Genomic DNA, 17,505 nt, shown 5'->3' with positions numbered 1-17,505 from the left:
AACACCCGGACGTCGGGTCGCAGTGCAATCTCGGGGTCCTGGAAATCCTGGAAGTACTTGACAGTGGTCCAGGTGCTGCCATCATCATCGGAGATAAACAGCCCGTTGTCACCTGCGGCGTAAACGAGCCCGTCTTGAAAGGCAAAATCGTAGACGCGCTCACCGAGGAGTGACTGCTCGAACGTTTCACCGCCGTCACGCGTTACGGTGATGCCGAAGCGACCGGCTTCGCCCGCCTCACCGGCATTCCACGAGGCCATCCAGACCGGATTGCGGCCTGGAATCTCCTGCTCTTCAACCGAGATCACCCAGCTACCGGTCAAGCCAGTGCCCCCACGGTCAGCATCAAAACGAGTCCATGAACTGCCGCCGTCGAGAGACCGGTTCACGCCTGCGGGCGTACCGGCCCACACGGTTCCGGTCTCGTCCACCAGCACGCTGAAGGCCATGTGATTCAGCCACCCCGTCGTACCTCGCTGCGGCTCAACTCTGAAGTCGTAGAGCGTGTCCGGGTGAATCGAATCCATCGTGTCCGTCGGAAGCACAACACGCTGCCACGTGACACCTTTGTCTATCGATTTTCGCAGGCCGCTCGCCCAGCCGGCAACCCACACTTCGTTCCGGACCGGATCGAAGTCTATGTCGAACGGAGGACTCTGTTGAGGCACGATTATATCAAGGGCCGACAGCACAGACACGCCGTAAACAATCGTAGTATCTCCGGGCGTGTCAAGCTGGGCGGAACGATATCTGAATGTCTCCCCGCCATCTTCCGAGAAGACAAAACCGGCCGCGGACTGAACACCGTCGCCGCTCGTGTTGTCGACAAATCCCATCCCCGCCCATACGACATCGCCCTCGATATCGATCGAGAACACTCTGTTGGCCGTCCCGACCAGGGAGTCGGCGTCTGCCACCTGCCACGTCGCACCACCATCCGTAGTCAGGTTTAGGAAGGGTCCAACCCACAGCGAATCACCGTTGGCCAGCAGGTTGGTGACGCTGTTACTCAGTACGCCGTACTTCGACTCCAGAAAGCTTTGAAGACTCGCTTTGTCGATGGCATCCTGCGCCTGCGCTGAGCTGGATACGTGCAGAAACACTCCAATGAGGAGAACTCTTCGGAAGATAGACGTCATTGGACCGTCACCTCCTTCTCGAACACGTTGCTGGCGTTGCCTGCCGTCGGCTCTGAGGAACCGAATCGCAGCGTGCCGTGGGTCTGGTTGCTGAGTCGTCCTTCCTGATCCACTGCGAAAACCGCTACGGGATAGTTGCCGAAGCGAACCCGGTCGAATGCCTGAATGCGGAAGATCTGTACCCCTGGGGATGCGGCTGGCACATCGAACGTGGCCGTGAACCGTCCGTCGGCTGCTACCTCGTCCCCGCTGCTGGCGCCGTCATCAAAAAGAATGAACTCACTGCCGTTGGGGGTCGTACCCTCGACACGCAGAATATCGTCCAGGCCGTCGGCGTCGGTCACCGTGGCAATCAGCCGAAAGGTGGTCGGTGGCTGAACGACCTCGGGATCTGCCTCGACGTTTTCCACTACGGGTGGCTCGCCCGCAAAGCGTAATGACAGGGTCGTGTTGGCCACAAAGAGCCCGTCGCGTGCGGTCATCGGCCCGACGAACACCGGTTCCTCGCCGGCGAAGAGAGACTTTACGACGATCGTCACTTCACCGACGAGTGCGTCTCCATCCTGGACGGTTACCCTGGCCGAAAACGGAATCTGCGCCGACGTCTCCGTTCGCTGTTGGGGAGGAAGAGTGGCCACATCAACGACTGAAGGGGTGAACGACAATTCCCTCACTGAGGGTGGCGTTCCGCCTGATACGCCGGCACCCGGTGCAGAGTCGCACCCGGATAATACCAGGAACGACAGCCCCGCAATGGCCGCGGCGACCCTAATTCGGCCTGAATGATTCACGATACGTCCGTCCGCTCTGCGCAATAGATCTGGCGTGGGAAAGTCAACCTTCGTAGCAGTGGAATGCCATGCAGAGGGGTTTGCGGTGAGTGTGACTGGCGTCGAGGAATGAATGGCGGCCCGAAAACTACGTACCGCGTGGGTGTGGTCAAAACCGTTCACCATCACATAACCGTGATGGGCTGGATGCTAAAGCACAGGACGAAAATGATCATGGAGATAACGCCCAGCAGTATCCGTCCGCGGCTCAGCGGTTGCGTCTGGGCGATCGGCGGATGATCCACTTTGATGAGGAAGACGATGAGCAGGCACCATACGAGCCAGCCGCTGTGACCGATGGCCGTCGCCAGGGGCTCGGCAAGAGAGACGAGTACCGTAGCGAGCATGAGTCCGAGGAGCGCCGGAGCGATCTGGCCATGGTTGGCGTCGAAGACTCGCAGGAGGTAGAGGTAGTAGATTGCCGTCAGCGCTACCCAGTTATACGGACCCAGCCAGATCCGGAACTCGTCCATGCCGGGTGCCGCGTCGAACATAAACCCGACGCCGCCGGACAGGAGCAACGCAAGCACAAATCCGCGTGCCAGAATGCGATGCCAGCGTCTTCCGACGAGGGCATACAGAATGTGCCCACCGTCAAGTTGCCCGACTGGCAAAAGATTGAGTGCCGTGAAGAACAGTGCCAGCCACGCTGCAAAGAGCGCAGGATAGTGGTACATCTCGTACATCGGCGGGATGTCATCGAACAGCGACGTCGCCGCCCAGTACAGCAGCGTCTGACCGACTACGATGTTGACGGCCTCGACTTCCCCTTCGACAGGCGCTGCGGGGGCAGGCGCGGAGTCAGGAAATCGGCCGTGCTCAGCTATATAATCCTTCATCTCGTCATGACCCGGAAGGTCCATCATGTATTCGGGTGACGGGAGGGTTACGAGAGCACCGAAAAGGACTACGCAGGCGATCACGAATCCAGCAACGGGGCCGGCGACGCCAACGTCGAACAGGCTGTTCATGTTGGGGATGGGCTGCCTGATTCGGATGACCGCGCCAAGGGTACCGATGCCAATCAGCGGCAGCGGTATGTAGTACGGTAGCGAGGTGCGGATTCCGTGATACCGAGCCGCGAAATAATGTCCGAATTCGTGCACGGTCAGGAAGAGAAGCAGCGATACGCCGAAGATGAGACCGTCCTCGATGAAGGCAGCCGTTCCTTCCATGTCGTATGCAAGCATCCGATTCGCCCACTGACCGCCGGAAAACACTGTGGACGCAAGCGTCGCCAGAAAGAGCAGGATGTGGAGCCAGTAGCGATCCGGCGGAAAATACCCGGGCGTAGACAGCAATTGCTCGACACGTTCCGCGTCGGTCACCGGCAGAGCGGGTGTTTCCTGTTGACTATCGGGCACGTGTACCGCTGGACTTGGGTCTGGGCTACGAAACGGCCTTGCCTAACGCGGTGTATGCGCAGAAGTTCGTTTGTCGGCGGGTGCCCGCGCCCGCGACGCTACGTGCCCGCGAGCTCCATGAGGCCATCCCGAATCCGGCGAGTCGCCTCCTCGAGGTCGGACATGGACGCGGCATACGAAATGCGAAATCCGTTCGGGGCACCGAATGCGTCACCGGCGACGAGCGCGACGTTGTGCTGTTCCAGCAGATAGAGACACAGGTCTGTGCTCGTTCGAATGGGTCCATCCTTCGAGGCGCGGCCTATATAATCCGAGGCTTCTGGAAATACATAGAATGCACCCTCCGGTAGAGGACAATGCAACCCCGGTATGTCCGACATCTGCATCATGACGAAATCCCGACGTCGCCTGAATTCAGCCACCATCTTCAGTATTGGCTCAGGCGACATCTTGAGCGCAGCCACACCCGCTTTCTGAGAAATGCTCGATGGCGCAGAAGTAAACTGCGACTGGATCTTCGCGGTCGCCCGAACGACTTCCGTTCGCGCAGCAAGATATCCAAGCCGCCATCCAGTCATGGCGTAGCATTTTGAAAACCCGTTGACGACAATCGTGCGATCCTGCATACCGTCCATCTCGGCGAGCGATGTGAACTGCGTATCGTAGATGATCCGTTCATAGATCTCGTCGGAGATCACGTGCACGTGGGGGTGTCGCCGCAGCACTTCCGCCAGACCCTCCAGTTCACGGCGCGAATACACGAATCCCGTGGGATTTGAAGGGGAGCACAGTATGAGAAGACGTGTGGACTCCGTGATATGCGCCTCAAGCTGCTCCGGATGGAGGCGGTAATTCGAACCGGCCGACGTGGAGATGATCACCGGTGTGGCGCCCGCGAGGCGGGTCATCTCCGGGTAACTCACCCAGTACGGAGCGGGAATGATCACCTCATCGCCCGGTCCGCAAAGCGCAAGTATCGTCTGAGCGACGGACTGCTTGGCCCCGTTTGAACACAGAATGTTCTCGGGTGCATACGTGAGTCCATTATCGTCCAGTAGCTTCTGGCAGATCGCCTCTCTGAGTTCGAGCGTACCGGAATTCTCGGTGTAGTGAGTGAATCCGTCGGAAATCGCCTTGCGGGCTGCTTCCGCGACGGGTTCGGGCGTGTCAAAGTCCGGCTCTCCGGCACTGAGCCCGATCACCGGTCGCCCTTCGCGTCGAAGTTGCTTTGCACGGGCGGTCATCGCCAGTGTGGCGGAAGGCCGCATCGATTGCACGAATGGGTTGATAGGGAAAGTTTCTATCTGCAACGTGGCACCCGGAATTGTAGTGTGACTCAGCGACGCCTCTCCAGCGCCTCGGCAACGACGGCCGGAACGAACGGCCGGATGTCTCCACCCCACCGATGAATGTCTCGAACGACGGTTGAACTGATGAACGCGACCCGAGGCGTAGTGGCAAGCAAAACCGTCTCCAGTCCGCTGGCGAGTTCGGCGTTGGCGAATGCCATGCGCGTCTCGTACTCGAAATCGCCGGACTGCCTTAATCCGCGGATGAGAGCGACGGCGCCCCGGCCCGCCGCGTACGAGGAGACCAGACCCTCGAATGAAGCTACCACGATATTCGGGAGATGATCGGTCGATCGCCGAATAAGATCCTGGCGCTCTTCAGCGGAGAGTAGCGACATCTTCTCGTCATTGACGCCAACGACAATCTCGACGGTATCAAAGAGTCGAGCTGCCCGCTCCACCACATCAAGATGACCCAGTGTAAACGGATCGAAGGTCCCCGGGAATATGGCTAGCCGTTCCATCGAGGCGTCACCCGGACTTCGGTTTGTTGTTGGATGGCATGAAAAGACTCACCTTTGTTCGACCGTATGACCTCTGCGTCAACAGGCACGCGTGATCGCCGAAGTCAAGTCGGCCGTCATGTTCGAAGATAAGCAATCCCTCAGGTCTGACGATGCGGAGCGCTGCATCCGGAAGACGCATCACTTCATCGAAAGCGTACGGCGGATCCGCCAGAACGACATCAAACGGGGTGCCATCGTATCGCTCCAGATACCGGATGGCGTCGCCAACAACTACCGTTGATTGCGATTCGACGTCGAGGGCTGCCGCGTTCTTGCCCACATAGCCGGCTATTCTTGCGTTCTTTTCTACAAAAATGACATCGGACGCGCCACGGCTGATCGCCTCGAAACCCAGTGCCCCACTGCCGGCGAAAAGGTCCAGCACGCGTGCCGATACCATGTCGACTCGCCCGACCAGCAGGTTGAAAATCGCTTCCCGGATCCTGTCCGTCGTGGGCCGCACGTCCCGTCCCGGAGGTACCTGTATGGTGCGCCGGCGAAGGCTACCGGAGATGATGCGCATCCTCGTTCACTCCTGCATGTCCTCGCTCAAAGCGCACCACCAACGCACAGAACGTAGAGGTTCGGGTCGAAACTCGATCGCACGGCCACCGGGTCGTTTCGAACAAGCGACAGAGGATCCAGCTTTAGAATCTGAGCAGAGGAAAGAGAACTTACCTTTTCAAGATCCGAATCTTCAGGCGACTCGCCGTAAACGTAAATGCGAACCAGCCTTTCAGGAGGGATGTCAACCTCGCGCGCTATGTTCAGTATGGTGTAGGCCAGATCGGCCGGGAGGGTGGACGGTACCGTGACTCCAAAACGCCACTCCGCCGAGTCCATTATCGACACCTCCGTATGACCGGCAAAGCGGCCGATAAGGGCCGCCGCCTGATGACGTTGTTCACCGTCCAGCGCTTCTTCGATTCTGCCGGCAACCCTCGCCGCCGCCTGCATCGCCGTCATGAAATGCGTACGTGCGTCCGGGAATACGGAAAGTAGATCGTTGACGTGTCGTTTGATCGAGGCCGGCACCGCAGCGACGTGATACCAAGTGACATCATCGCCCTCATCCTCGTCACGAGCCCGCGCCGATCCGATCGGCTCCGCAACAACGCTCAGCGCCGCCTCCTTCCCTCCTATCAGGATCGTATCCGCTTCGAGCTGACTTCTCTTCTCTTCCTCCGGAATACGATCGGACACGGGAGAGAAAAACGACGTCACCGATCCCGGCGTCAGGACAACGGAGAAGTCCCCGGATCTGGATCCGGAGAAGACATCGCCGAGTGCTTCCTTGACGGTCCCCAGCTTGCTGGAGTCGCCCGACAGGATGGCGTGCTCCGCGTCGAAGTCGAAGTCACAACTTCCCAGTCGGAGTAGTTTGGCTCCGGGCTGCGCCTGCTCGATCTCGGCATATCGCATCCGGGAGCCGTGGAAGAATATTCCAGAGCGAATTCGGTCAGACATGCCGTACCTGATACTACCGGATTCACTGGCGAGAACGATGCTACGTCTACGCCGAGGATCGTTATTCCCAGGAAGCCGCGTTAAGCTTCGTCACGTCCGGCTGAAGCGTGCCAATCCGATCATCGGAATCGGGATCCTGGATCAGATATGTCATCACGCGCGCGGTGTCATTAACCGAAAGCATAAAGCGCTTGCCGGTACGCGGCGAATAGGGCAACGAATCCGCCACGAAGCCTGCGCCGAAAATGCTGTCCGCCGCAATGGCATACAGTGAATCAACCCGGATGAAGTCGACAAGCGAATCGAGGGAAGTCAGATAGCGCCCGTTCAAATCCTCGTAACGGATCATGGCAGCACGGATATCCAGCATCCGCCCGCGAGTGTCTTCCGTGACCTGTTTCTGCCTCTTGACAGCCTCGTACGGCTCGGTAATCGAAACGTAGAGCCAGTAAACCAGAGCTATGATAACGAGTCCCAGCGCCACCTGAATGGCAACCTGAACACCGTGGCTGTTTGAAGCCATCTTGCGCCTTCTCCCGTAAACCGTGATTGATTGCCAGATTGAGCGCGGTTACGCCGAATCAGACCGGCGATCCAACCGCATCAACATCGCGACGAAAATACGCGGCTACCCCCCGAAATGCAACATAACGTGACGTGCGGCCAACCGTTGTCAACGGTAGCCTGACCCGCATGCAAACCGTATCCTGAAGTCCGTATTGCGTACATTTGAGGGAATTACACCGGTTGATGTCCCCATTCTCGAAACTGCTCCGCCGTGACAAGCTTTCTCGTTAACGTTGATCACATTGCGACCCTGCGCAACGCCCGCAGAGAGCAATTCCCGGACCCCGTTCACGCGGCAGCCATATGCGAGTCCGCCGGCGCCGATGGAGTCGTCTTTCACCTGCGCGAGGACCGCAGGCATATCACGGAGCGCGACGTGAGACTCTTGAAGGAAACGGTACAGGGTCGTCTGGATTTTGAGCTCTCTACTAGCGACGAAGTGGTTCGCATCTGCTGTGAGATCATGCCCGACGTCGCGACACTCGTGCCGGAGCGACGCGAAGAGGTGACGACTGAGGGCGGACTCGATGTCATTGCCAATGACTACCAGTTGCGAAACGTGATACCCGATCTCATTCAGTCCGGCATTCCGGAAATCTCCCTGTTCGTTGATCCGGATCCGCGACAGATTGAGCATTCGGTGGAAGTGGGCGCGACGTGTGTTGAACTTCACACCGGAGATTTCGCGAACGCCGCCACAATGGAAGTACAACTCCGGGAAGCGGAACGACTCGCCGCGGGCGCCACGTTCGCCAACAGCCTCGGACTCAAGGTCCATGCGGGGCATGGATTGAACTACCACAACTACCCCGTCTTCGGTTCACACGTGCCGTTCGTTGAGGAGGTCTCGATCGGTTTTGCGATCATCGCGCGCGGCGTTCTCACCGGATTGCACAAGGCCGTCGAGGACATGAATCGACTTGTGAAAGAGCGGTACAATACCGACAATATCTAGTACCGCGTCGTCTATGAACGAAGACATCAACTCGGAGTCTGGCGGGCATCGTAGCGGCTATGTTGCCATCGTCGGCAAACCGAACGCCGGCAAGAGTACGCTCCTGAACGCGTTGCTGGGACAAAAGCTGTCCATCGTTACAGCCAAACCGCAAACGACGCGGCATCGGGTCCTGGGTATTCTCAGCGATGCTGAGAGCCAGATCATCTTCCTCGACACCCCTGGTGTCATCGAACCTCGCTATGGGCTGCAGGAGTCAATGATGCGCTCGGTGCGGCGCGCCGTGGTCGACGCCGATCTCATCCTGTTCATAGCCGACGTTACGCGCGAATCGCCCGACACGCTGAGCCTGGCAGAGCTGGGCAACGTACCGGCCGTCCTCGTGCTGAACAAGATGGACCTTATCCGCTCCGAGGATGCTCTGCCGCTTGTGGAGAAATACACGTCCCTGCGGACGTTTGCGGATGTGGTCCCGGTATCGGCTCGTAAGAAGACCAACCTCGACGTCCTGACCGAAGTCATCACTGCACGGATTCCCGAAGGTCCTCCGTTCTATCCGAAAGACCAGGTCAGCGAACACCCCGAGCGGTTTTTTGTCGCTGAGATCATCCGGGAGAAGATATTCCAGAAGTTCGGACAGGAAGTTCCGTACTCGACGCAGGTGAACATCGTCGATTTCACCGAAAAGAGTGACAGCGGCAAAGACATAATCGATGCCGAAATTGTCGTCGAGCGAGATTCTCAGAAGGCCATCCTGATCGGAAAGAATGGCGCCGCCGTCAAGGAAGTCGGTATCAGGGCACGAAAGTCGATCGAACTGTTTCTCGAACGACCGGTCTACCTCCGGCTCTTTGTGAAAGTGCGCAAAGGGTGGCGAGATAGTGATACACAGCTCCGCTCGTTTGGCTATGACTGAGTGTCGGGGGCCTGAACGTTAACGCCCAGGCTGCGCGTCACATCGAGAAGCTCTGCAGGCACGTGTCGTTCGTCCAGGAAATAACGACCGAACGAGTACCTCCGAGGATAGTCGCGCCGATACTGCGTGAACGTCTCGGCGGGCCGCCGGGAGTTTAGGATGCGCCGACGGAAGTCGTCACTCTCGCCCTCGATGTCGTACATCTGACGGATGACATCGTGAAGCCACTCCGCACGTGGAAGAGACGTGTCGGGCGCTCTCAGCTCCTTCAGGGCCGCATCCGTGCGCGCGTCTTCAACGGGCCTGCCAAGAAACCGATGAACGGCGCCGGCAATCATCCGTGCTCCGGTGAGCCTGGCGTCGGTCGAGTAGCCAGCGATATGTGGTGTGCAGATCCGGGACATATTTACGAGCAGAGGACTTGGTTCGGGCTCGGTATCCCAGACGTCCAGCACCGCCGGTCCAGCGTCGCTCTTCGCTAGATGCGCCATGAGTGACGACTCGTCTATGACGGGGCCTCTTGACGTGTTGATAAGCCACGCGTTGGGCCGCATCATGCCAAACAGTTCGTTCGTCATCATTCGATACGTCGGGTGGGCGCCCTCCCGCTCCAGTGGAACGTGCAGGGAGAGGATGTCGGCTCTTCGGACCGTACCGACGAGGTCGGAGATTTCGAGCCCGGGTGCAAACGGTTCCCCGTGCGCCTCCAGCGGTGGATCGTTAACGATAACACGCATTCCGCCTGCCACGAGTCGTCGAGCGAGCCTTCCACCCACGTTGCCGCATCCTACAATTCCAACCACCCTCTCACGCAGCCGAACGCCTGATTGGACCGCCAAGGAATACATCGCCGCGAGCACGTATTCCACGACCGATTCGGCGTTCGAGCCCGGTGCGTGCTTAAACACGATTCCACGGTCACGAAGAAACTCAGAATCGACGTGATCGACTCCGGCGGTGGCTGAACCGACGAATCTGACGCGGCTGTCGACGAGAAGACCGGAATTCACCTTCGTGACACTCCGAACGAGCAGCACATCGGCGTTCTTGACGGTTGCTGCATCGATATCGCGGCCCGGCACCGACGTCAGGTGCCCGGCGTCGCCCAGTAACCTCGGCAAATTTGGTATGTCCGCGTCTGCAACGATCCGTATCATGCTACGTAGGCGGTCAGAAACAGCCTTATATGGCCTGCGCGCTCGATTTCACATTCCCCCCGGAATCGAGCCAGGATACCTGTTCCAGGGCCTTTTATTCCTGCCGTGACTGGTTCGCCACCAATATTCACAGTGAATCGCATTCACGCATCCGTCCATAAGATGCCAGACCCCACGGACGGGTGAAGGGGCCATGAACGGCCCGTGAACCACCCGCCAACCGTGAACGAACCCGCGATGAAGAAAGTCAATCCCAATCTATAAGTCACCTAAACTCATGCTGTTATAAACAATGCCACAATGAGAAACCTTCTTGAGAGGCACTCGTTTGGCGGCGTTCTATTCAGCAGATTCTCAGTAATCGAGAAGTCGGAATCGACAATTTTTTGAAATGATACACGCGCTCATCAGCCAACTATCGAAGGCCAATCTGCTGGCACGACTGCCGTTGATGCTCTTCCTGGTAATGACCGGGACGGCAACCAACGCGGGCAGTCTGTCAACAGTCGTCGACTGGGTGGCCTCCACCAAGCGGGCGCAGAAGATCGAGCAGATCACTGCCGACTTCGTACTTGACTCGCGAACGCTTTACCAGGATGTCGCGCAGTGGTACGGACTGCCAGGAATCAAACCGACCAACGTGGACAGCGAAACGCTGTGGCTCGCAAGATGCATCTACTCTGAAACGAAGAATCCGATGGAGATGGTTCTCGTCGGATGGGTCGTCAGGAACCGCGTAGAGACTGGCTATCGCGGCCGTCGTACGTACCAGAGTGTTGTGCTCGACCCCTACCAGTTCAGCGCATTCAATCCGACTAGTTCATCACGCTTCTTCTTCAGTCATCTGAATGAGCGTTCGAACCCTGCCGGCTGGGCTGCTGCACTACGCATTGCCTATATGGTTCGGACTTCGGACGCTACCTCGCGACCGTTCTCCATCCGCACCCGCCACTTCTTCAGTGAGCGGTCGATGATAGACCGGTCAACGCCGTACTGGGTCGAGGATCACAAGCCCGTCGACGTCAGGGAACCGGTTGACGAAGAACGTTTCCGCTTCTACGCAGGCGTAGCCTGAACGCGCCAGACAGAATCAAAAGGGGCCCACCGATGGGCCCCTTTTTTTGTTTCCACCGGCGCCGCGACCTAGAGTCCTACTCCCAGACGCACCATGACGGCGCTCAGGCGCGTCGAGTCCTCTGCGTCAAAACTGACACCGCCAATCGTGAAGGAGTCTTTCATAAATCGTGATACGCCGAACGCGTATCGCACTTCCGGATAGAGTCGGAGTCCGATCGCCGGAACCTTGACTTCCACGCCGACACCAATGGATCCGGACAGCAAAAAGTCCTCAAAGGAATCCTGGATTTCGTCCCTGTTGCTGCGCGGAAAACTGACGACGGGTCCTCCGAGTAGGTATGGCTTTAGAAGTGGTGCCTGAAGCAGCGGTATCCGCACGTCGATCGGAACCTCGATCAGCGTCAGGTCAAAGGACTCGACTACACCGGTCACGTTCCAGTCGACATCTCCGGCCTTTCGAATGAAGACACCGGGACGGACGGCAATCGGGAGCGCCCCAAGATCGAAGAACACGCCGAAATGGTATCCGGTCGCATTGTCAAAGTTAGCCGCGCCGGACTGGGTGCTGATATCCCCCAGCCTGTCGAAATTCAGACCTGCAGCTACGCCCAGCTGTGCATGCGCCGCGGGTACCGCCGCAGCCATCACAAAGGTGAGCGTTGAAACGAATATTCGGGATTGGATACTCAAGGTATTGCGGGATTGGTGGTGGGGGTGTGGGTAAGGCCGGGAGGGCCTGTCTGGTCTGCAACTTAGCGGCTACTGACTCGTTTCCGCAAACCGGAAGATCGGACATGTCGGGGATCGATTATCCAACCACAAGTTCGCAGCATAGCCAAAAGACCTTAGACACCATGAAGATCGGCATCACCTGCTATCCCGTGTATGGCGGAAGTGGAGTCGTGGCGACCGAGCTGGGCATCGCCCTCGCCGAAAGAGGGCATGACATTCACTTCATCGCATACTCGATGCCGTTCCGGCTGGCTCACGTGGCCGAGAACATCTTCTTCCACGAGGTCAATGTCAATACGTATCCCCTGTTCGAGTATCCGAACTATACGCTGAACCTCACGAGCAAGATGGTCGATGTTGCCAAGCATGAGCAGCTTGACCTGCTTCACGTCCACTACGCGATACCGCACGCAACGAGTGCCGTACTCGCTCGCCAGATCCTGGGCTGCGAGGATTACGAAATCCCCGTAGTCACGACGTTGCACGGCACGGATATCACCATCGTCGGTCGCGACCCGTCCTTTCAACCGGTCGTGAACTATTCCATCAACCAGTCGGACGGCGTGACGGCGGTATCGGAATTTCTCAAGCGTGAGACCTACGATCGCTTTTCCATCCGCAAGGAGATCGAGGTGATCCCGAACTTCATCGACACTCGTCGATTCCGAAAGATGGATAAGGATCACTTCAAGCGAGCGCTCTGCCCCAACGGCGAGAAGCTGCTCATCCACGTGTCGAACTTTCGTCCAGTGAAGAACGCGACGCAGGTGGTCGAGGTATTCCACAAGCTGAAGAGTGAGAACCACTCGGTGAAGTTGTTGCTTGTAGGAGATGGGCCGGATCGAACGGGTACCGAGCGCCTGTCGCGCGAACTGGGTGTCTTTGATGACGTCCGGTTCCTTGGCAAGCAGGAACCGATCGAGGAAATACTGTCGATAGCGGATGCTTTTATCATGCCAAGCGGCTCGGAAACCTTTGGCCTTGCCGCACTGGAAGCCATGGCGTGTGGCGTCCCCGTCGTAGCCTCGGACATCGGCGGCCTTCCGGAGTTGATCTCAGACGGCGAGACCGGGTTCCTGTGTCCGCTGGACGACGTCTCATGCTTCGCGGACCGGATTCGAAGCCTGCTCGATGACGAAAGCATGCGCGACAACATGGGCCGCGCAGCACGGGAATCTGCCGCCGACCGGTTCGACGTCAATCGCATCATCCCGATGTACGAAGAGTACTACGAGAGAGTGAAGGCGGGCGACACGATTATCGTCGACTGAGTTAAAGCGATATCTTTGGGCGGACCGGCGTTTCTCAGAACTCGAGCACGAGTTGTCTCTCAATGGCCGTCGACAATCTCATCTCCCGCAAGAAGGACTCGTATCCGATAAGTGACTATTTCGAGTCCTACCTGCGTCGCTATGGTCGAATCGTAAAGTCCTCGATCCACTACGAGGATCTCCTTCGCTACGCGAACTCTGTTCCCATGTACGACGAGCGCGGCGAGGACACGCTCTGGTCAACCGTGTTCTACAACAATACGGAGCACGAGGAAGTCCACGAACAGCTGAAGGTTGCGTACGCGATTCTGAAAGCGCAGGGCGATACGTCGATCACCGAGCATCTTTACATCGACCGTGTCGACCTCTGTCTGTACGGGAATACGTTGCCGTTTCGAATCCGGATCGTCAACCATCTGAATGACAACCACGACTACTTCTACGTAAAGCGGATCGACGCCAACCGCATCTACGGCCTCGAACTGGAACACATTCTCTCGCCCAACCGGATCAATTACTTCGTGTCCGGCGAAACAATCGTCGAAGAGCACATCATCGGTATTCCGGGCGACGCCTTCATGCGCGAGAACCGCCCGATAAGCAACTTCGACGAAGTCCGGCTGGCAAAGGAGTTCGTAAAGTTCAACGAGCGCGTGTTCGTTCGTCTACTGGGTGATATGCATTCCGGCAATTTCGTTGTCGACATCACGCGCGACTTCGAGAAGTGGCACTACCGTATGCGCCCGATCGACTTCGATCAACAGAGCCACCACTACCGCAAGGAAGTCTACCTTCCGCACTACTACCATCAGAACGGACCACTGATCGACATCGGAATCAAAACGCTCGCACCGGAGAACGTGCTTCAGTATCAGAAGGAAGAGCGAGCTCTCATCGCCAATCGAGTGCGAGTCTCGCACGGTCGACTTCGGAACCTGCTCAATGTGATGGCGGAGGATATCATATCTACAGACAACAATGTCGAGCTGCTGCGCGAACAACTTGCGGAACACTATCAGAATCCGGACTTCGCCCGATGTCTGACGATGGGCGAACTCGTTCGAACCTCGATCAATCTCGTCCTCGACGCTACGAAGCCGGCGACGATGCCGTTCAAAACCATCCGGTCCGCCCAGCAGGTGAAGGAAGGGCAGATTTAGCGCTGGTCGAACTCCTCGCGCGCCACGAGAAATGGATTCTGTGCGACCTCCTGTCCGATCGTGGTGTCCGGACCGTGCCCGGCGTAAACGCGCGTCTCATGTCCGAGGGGCACGAGCTTCTGGAAGATGGATTGCATGAGAGTCGGAAGCGATCCCTGCCACAGGTCAGTCCGTCCGATCGATCCGGCGAAAAGCACATCTCCGCCGAAGACCAGCTTTTCCGACCGGTCGTGAAAACTGATCGAGCCGGGTGAATGTCCGGGCGTGTGAAGTACAGTCCAGGAATTTGCTCCTACATTCACGGTCCCGTGATCTTCCAGAAAGCCGGCCGGCGCCGGAGGTTGGTCGAGCTCCGTTTGAAACAGAAGCGCCTGCTCCGCCGCATGCTCCAGCAGCGGCAAGTCCGATCGATGCATCCAGAACGGGACATTCAGTGCATCGCACAGATGAGCAAGTCCGAAGATATGGTCCAGGTGCGCGTGCGTGAGCAGGATCCGTTCCACATCGAGATCTTCGGCACTGATGTAGTCTATCACTTCACGATGCTCGGCTTCCTCAGCGCTTGACGGATCGATGACCACCGCCGATTGGCCAACCGAGCACACAAAGCAGTTCGTCTGAAAAGGGTTGAACGTGAATGTCTTGACGATCATGGCACTTACTGGAGATTTCCGGGCTTCCACCGATACAGCCCTTGTGTACGCGAGAGTTGGCGCTAATGAGCGGGAGAACCGCGCCCGACGAATCTCGTTCCACCTATCTTGTCACCCCGGTTGAACCCTGAACGGTAAATACGAGCTAATCCCGGATGTTCTCTCGGATCCACCGCATGATTCTCAGGATGTTTCCAGGACCGTTCCTGGGATGGCTGGGAGCGTTCATGTTTCTGCTCGTGATGCAATTCCTGATCCGGTACATGTCGCAGCTGGTCGGGCGGGGACTGCCGGCCACTGCCATCCTCGAGCTTGTCGCGTACAGCCTGGCATACATGGTGGTGCTCGCTGTTCCCATGTCGGTACTCATCGCCACGCTGATGACCTACGGGCGCCTGGCCGAGACCGGAGCGTATGCGGTCATCAAGACATCTGGCTTGTCCCTGATGCAGGTGCTGTGGCCGTCATTGCTCGTCGGAGCGCTACTGACCGCCGGTATGTGGCACTTCAACAGCGTCATTCTTCCCGAAGCCAACTATCGCGCGAAGACGCTGTGGTCAGATATCCGCCAGAAGAAGCCTGGTTTTGAACTCGAGCCAGGCGTGTTTTACGAGGGTATCGACGATTACAGTATTCTGGTGAAAGAGATCAACCACGAGACTGGCGCGCTCACCGATGTAACGATCTTCGACTATTCGCAGGGGTCCAAGCGGCGGGCGGAGATCAAGGCCGCGTCCGGCCGACTTTCGGCTTCGGACTCCGGTTCCGAGTTGACCCTTGAGTTGGCGGACGGTGAGCTTCATCGACTGATGCGCAATCGCGTTGCAACGGGATCCACCGAGCGATACGAGCGCCTGAAGTTCAAGACCTATCTATTTCGCCTCGACCTCTCCGACCTTGCCTTTCGTCGCAGTGACCCGGGCAGTGAGCGTCGCTCCGATCGGACGATGCGGTCACGTGAAATGCAGAGAATCGTTGATTCGCTTCGTGCTACTGCGCAACAGACGCGCGTCGATCTACTCAATCAGACGCTGTTCCTGGGCACGCTTGAGCCGACAGACGGTAACGAAGTGATCCGCCCGGTCACACCCGCTCGCATAGAGGAGTCACTGAACGCAGATGACGCGTTGCAGCATATTCGGAATTTTGAGGGGCTGACCTCCGATCGTATTCGATCCGTGTACAACCGTTCAATACAGTCCGCGCGTCTGGTTCGAAGTCAGATCGACAACACGAAGCGGACACTACACTGGCAGGAGCAGCGTGCGGACCGGTTCGCTGTCGAAATACACAAGAAGTACTCCATTGCCGTCGCATGTATCATTTTCGTGCTCATCGGAGGCCCCCTGGGCCTGAGCATTCGTCGCGGCAGCCTGGGTCGATCCGCGATCGTAGCGGTGGCGATTCTACTCTTCTACTGGGTCACCCTTGTGCAAGGAGAGAAATTTGCGGATCGCGGCCATCTGGAACCCTGGATAGGCATGTGGGCGGCTAACGTCGTGACCGGAATCGGAGGACTGTGGATCTTCTTGTACGCGTATCTGGACCTCAAGGCCACGCCATCACTGACGTCCCGATTTCGTCGGTGGTTGAAGCGCGGACCGTAGCCGATGCTGTACATCGTTCCTACACCCATCGGAAACCTGCAGGATATCACCCTGCGCGCGCTCGACGTGCTGAAACAGGTAGACCTTATCGCGTGCGAGGATACCCGTACGTCCGGCAAACTCCTCTCCCACTACGGCATCACGACCCGGCGGATCTCGTACCACGATCATAACGAGCGCACACGCACTCCTCATCTGATCGCTCGCATGAAAGCGGGAGCGAGCATTGCTCTCATAAGTGACGCGGGCACGCCCGGCATCTCGGATCCCGGATTCTATCTGGTACGTGAGTGTCATCGACACGACGTCGTCGTCGTTCCTTTACCGGGGCCGAGTGCCGTTCTTCCGGCACTGGTGGCAAGCGGAATTCCGAGCGAGCGCTTCGTCTTCGAGGCATTTCTTCCACCGAAAAAAGGTCGAAAGGCCAGGCTGCAGGAGATAGCTGCGGAGACGCGCACCGTCGTTTTTTATGAATCCCCACACCGGATTCTGAAGACACTCGCTGAACTGGAGGAGCTCTGCGGACCCGAGCGGCCTATCGCGGTGGCACGGGAATTGACGAAGAAATTCGAGGAGGTCGAGCGAGGCTCAATCGGCGGGGTTCGTCAGACACTGATGACGCGCACGAAGCAAAAAGGCGAATTTGTCGTGGTGATCGGAGGAGCCGGTAAGGTCGAATCGCCCTGAATGCCGTTGAATCAATACGGCCAAGACCGCGTTAGCACGTAGCTATTTTTCCCTTCGATCGTACGCTC

General features: G+C 57.9%; 18 protein-coding genes. 7 read left to right on the top strand and 11 right to left on the bottom strand.

Features of this window, described 5'->3' with window-relative positions; all coding sequences use genetic code 11:
- From HKN37_06235 to HKN37_06200, 8 genes are all read right to left on the bottom strand, one after another.
- The coding region (locus HKN37_06235; GenBank protein NNE46240.1) for a hypothetical protein at positions 1 to 1,139 on the bottom strand (1,139 nt) is incomplete at its 3' end.
- Positions 1,136 to 1,777, bottom strand: a complete 642-nt coding sequence (locus HKN37_06230) for a hypothetical protein (GenBank protein ID NNE46239.1) — start codon at positions 1,775 to 1,777, stop codon at positions 1,136 to 1,138. The genes HKN37_06230 and HKN37_06235, both read right to left, overlap by 4 nt.
- A gap of 317 nt (positions 1,778 to 2,094) precedes the next feature.
- Positions 2,095 to 3,159 carry a site-2 protease family protein gene (locus HKN37_06225; GenBank protein NNE46238.1) on the bottom strand — a complete coding sequence of 355 codons (1,065 nt, stop codon included), beginning with the start codon at positions 3,157 to 3,159 and terminating at the stop codon, positions 2,095 to 2,097.
- A 272-nt stretch (positions 3,160 to 3,431) separates the two neighbouring features.
- Positions 3,432 to 4,601, bottom strand: coding sequence for a pyridoxal phosphate-dependent aminotransferase (locus HKN37_06220; GenBank protein NNE46237.1), 1,170 nt, complete (start codon positions 4,599 to 4,601; stop codon positions 3,432 to 3,434).
- A 68-nt stretch (positions 4,602 to 4,669) separates the two neighbouring features.
- Positions 4,670 to 5,146 (bottom strand): pantetheine-phosphate adenylyltransferase, encoded by a 477-nt coding sequence (coaD, locus tag HKN37_06215; protein NNE46236.1) that lies wholly within the window; start codon positions 5,144 to 5,146, stop codon positions 4,670 to 4,672.
- Between the two features lie 7 nt (positions 5,147 to 5,153).
- On the bottom strand, positions 5,154 to 5,711 hold the full coding sequence (gene rsmD / locus HKN37_06210) for a 16S rRNA (guanine(966)-N(2))-methyltransferase RsmD (GenBank protein ID NNE46235.1): 558 nt from the start codon (positions 5,709 to 5,711) through the stop codon (positions 5,154 to 5,156).
- Between the two features lie 26 nt (positions 5,712 to 5,737).
- The gene (locus tag HKN37_06205) at positions 5,738 to 6,655 is read right to left on the bottom strand and encodes a hypothetical protein (GenBank protein ID NNE46234.1); all 918 of its coding nucleotides are present in this window, start codon (positions 6,653 to 6,655) and stop codon (positions 5,738 to 5,740) included.
- 61 nt (positions 6,656 to 6,716) lie between these two features.
- Positions 6,717 to 7,178, bottom strand: a complete 462-nt coding sequence (locus HKN37_06200) for a hypothetical protein (protein NNE46233.1) — start codon at positions 7,176 to 7,178, stop codon at positions 6,717 to 6,719.
- A gap of 255 nt (positions 7,179 to 7,433) precedes the next feature.
- Here HKN37_06200 and HKN37_06195 point away from each other — a divergent pair, with 255 nt between their 5' ends.
- Positions 7,434 to 8,177, top strand: coding sequence for a pyridoxine 5'-phosphate synthase (locus HKN37_06195; GenBank protein NNE46232.1), 744 nt, complete (start codon positions 7,434 to 7,436; stop codon positions 8,175 to 8,177).
- 13 nt (positions 8,178 to 8,190) lie between these two features.
- The gene (era, locus tag HKN37_06190; protein ID NNE46231.1) at positions 8,191 to 9,093 is read left to right on the top strand and encodes a GTPase Era; all 903 of its coding nucleotides are present in this window, start codon (positions 8,191 to 8,193) and stop codon (positions 9,091 to 9,093) included.
- Here era and HKN37_06185 read toward each other — a convergent pair.
- Positions 9,084 to 10,250 carry a 4-phosphoerythronate dehydrogenase gene (locus tag HKN37_06185; GenBank protein NNE46230.1) on the bottom strand — a complete coding sequence of 389 codons (1,167 nt, stop codon included), beginning with the start codon at positions 10,248 to 10,250 and terminating at the stop codon, positions 9,084 to 9,086. The genes era and HKN37_06185 overlap by 10 nt on opposite strands.
- Before the next feature lie 391 nt (positions 10,251 to 10,641).
- Between HKN37_06185 and HKN37_06180 the strand changes: the two genes are divergently transcribed.
- Entirely contained in the window at positions 10,642 to 11,325 is a 684-nt protein-coding gene (locus HKN37_06180; GenBank protein ID NNE46229.1) for a hypothetical protein, read from the top strand.
- 68 nt (positions 11,326 to 11,393) lie between these two features.
- Here the strand turns inward: HKN37_06180 and HKN37_06175 are convergent, their stop codons facing one another.
- A complete protein-coding gene (locus tag HKN37_06175; GenBank protein ID NNE46228.1) occupies positions 11,394 to 12,017 on the bottom strand; it encodes a PorT family protein in 624 nt (207 codons plus the stop codon).
- 164 nt (positions 12,018 to 12,181) lie between these two features.
- Between HKN37_06175 and bshA the strand changes: the two genes are divergently transcribed.
- On the top strand, positions 12,182 to 13,330 hold the full coding sequence (gene bshA / locus HKN37_06170; GenBank protein NNE46227.1) for an N-acetyl-alpha-D-glucosaminyl L-malate synthase BshA: 1,149 nt from the start codon (positions 12,182 to 12,184) through the stop codon (positions 13,328 to 13,330).
- Between the two features lie 62 nt (positions 13,331 to 13,392).
- Positions 13,393 to 14,490, top strand: coding sequence for a hypothetical protein (locus HKN37_06165; GenBank protein NNE46226.1), 1,098 nt, complete (start codon positions 13,393 to 13,395; stop codon positions 14,488 to 14,490).
- Here HKN37_06165 and HKN37_06160 read toward each other — a convergent pair.
- Positions 14,487 to 15,143, bottom strand: coding sequence for an MBL fold metallo-hydrolase (locus HKN37_06160; GenBank protein NNE46225.1), 657 nt, complete (start codon positions 15,141 to 15,143; stop codon positions 14,487 to 14,489). The two genes, HKN37_06165 and HKN37_06160, sit on opposite strands and share 4 nt — an antisense overlap.
- A gap of 155 nt (positions 15,144 to 15,298) precedes the next feature.
- On the opposite strand from HKN37_06160, the gene HKN37_06155 reads away from it, so the two are divergent.
- Positions 15,299 to 16,750 (top strand): YjgP/YjgQ family permease, encoded by a 1,452-nt coding sequence (locus tag HKN37_06155; GenBank protein ID NNE46224.1) that lies wholly within the window; start codon positions 15,299 to 15,301, stop codon positions 16,748 to 16,750.
- Between the two features lie 3 nt (positions 16,751 to 16,753).
- Positions 16,754 to 17,437, top strand: a complete 684-nt coding sequence (rsmI, locus tag HKN37_06150; GenBank protein NNE46223.1) for a 16S rRNA (cytidine(1402)-2'-O)-methyltransferase — start codon at positions 16,754 to 16,756, stop codon at positions 17,435 to 17,437.
- Positions 17,438 to 17,505 lie beyond the last annotated feature (68 nt).

The sequence above is a fragment of the Rhodothermales bacterium genome (assembly GCA_013002345.1).
Taxonomy (GTDB): domain Bacteria; phylum Bacteroidota; class Rhodothermia; order Rhodothermales; family JABDKH01; genus JABDKH01.
This window is presented reverse-complemented; position numbering and strand designations above follow the sequence as displayed.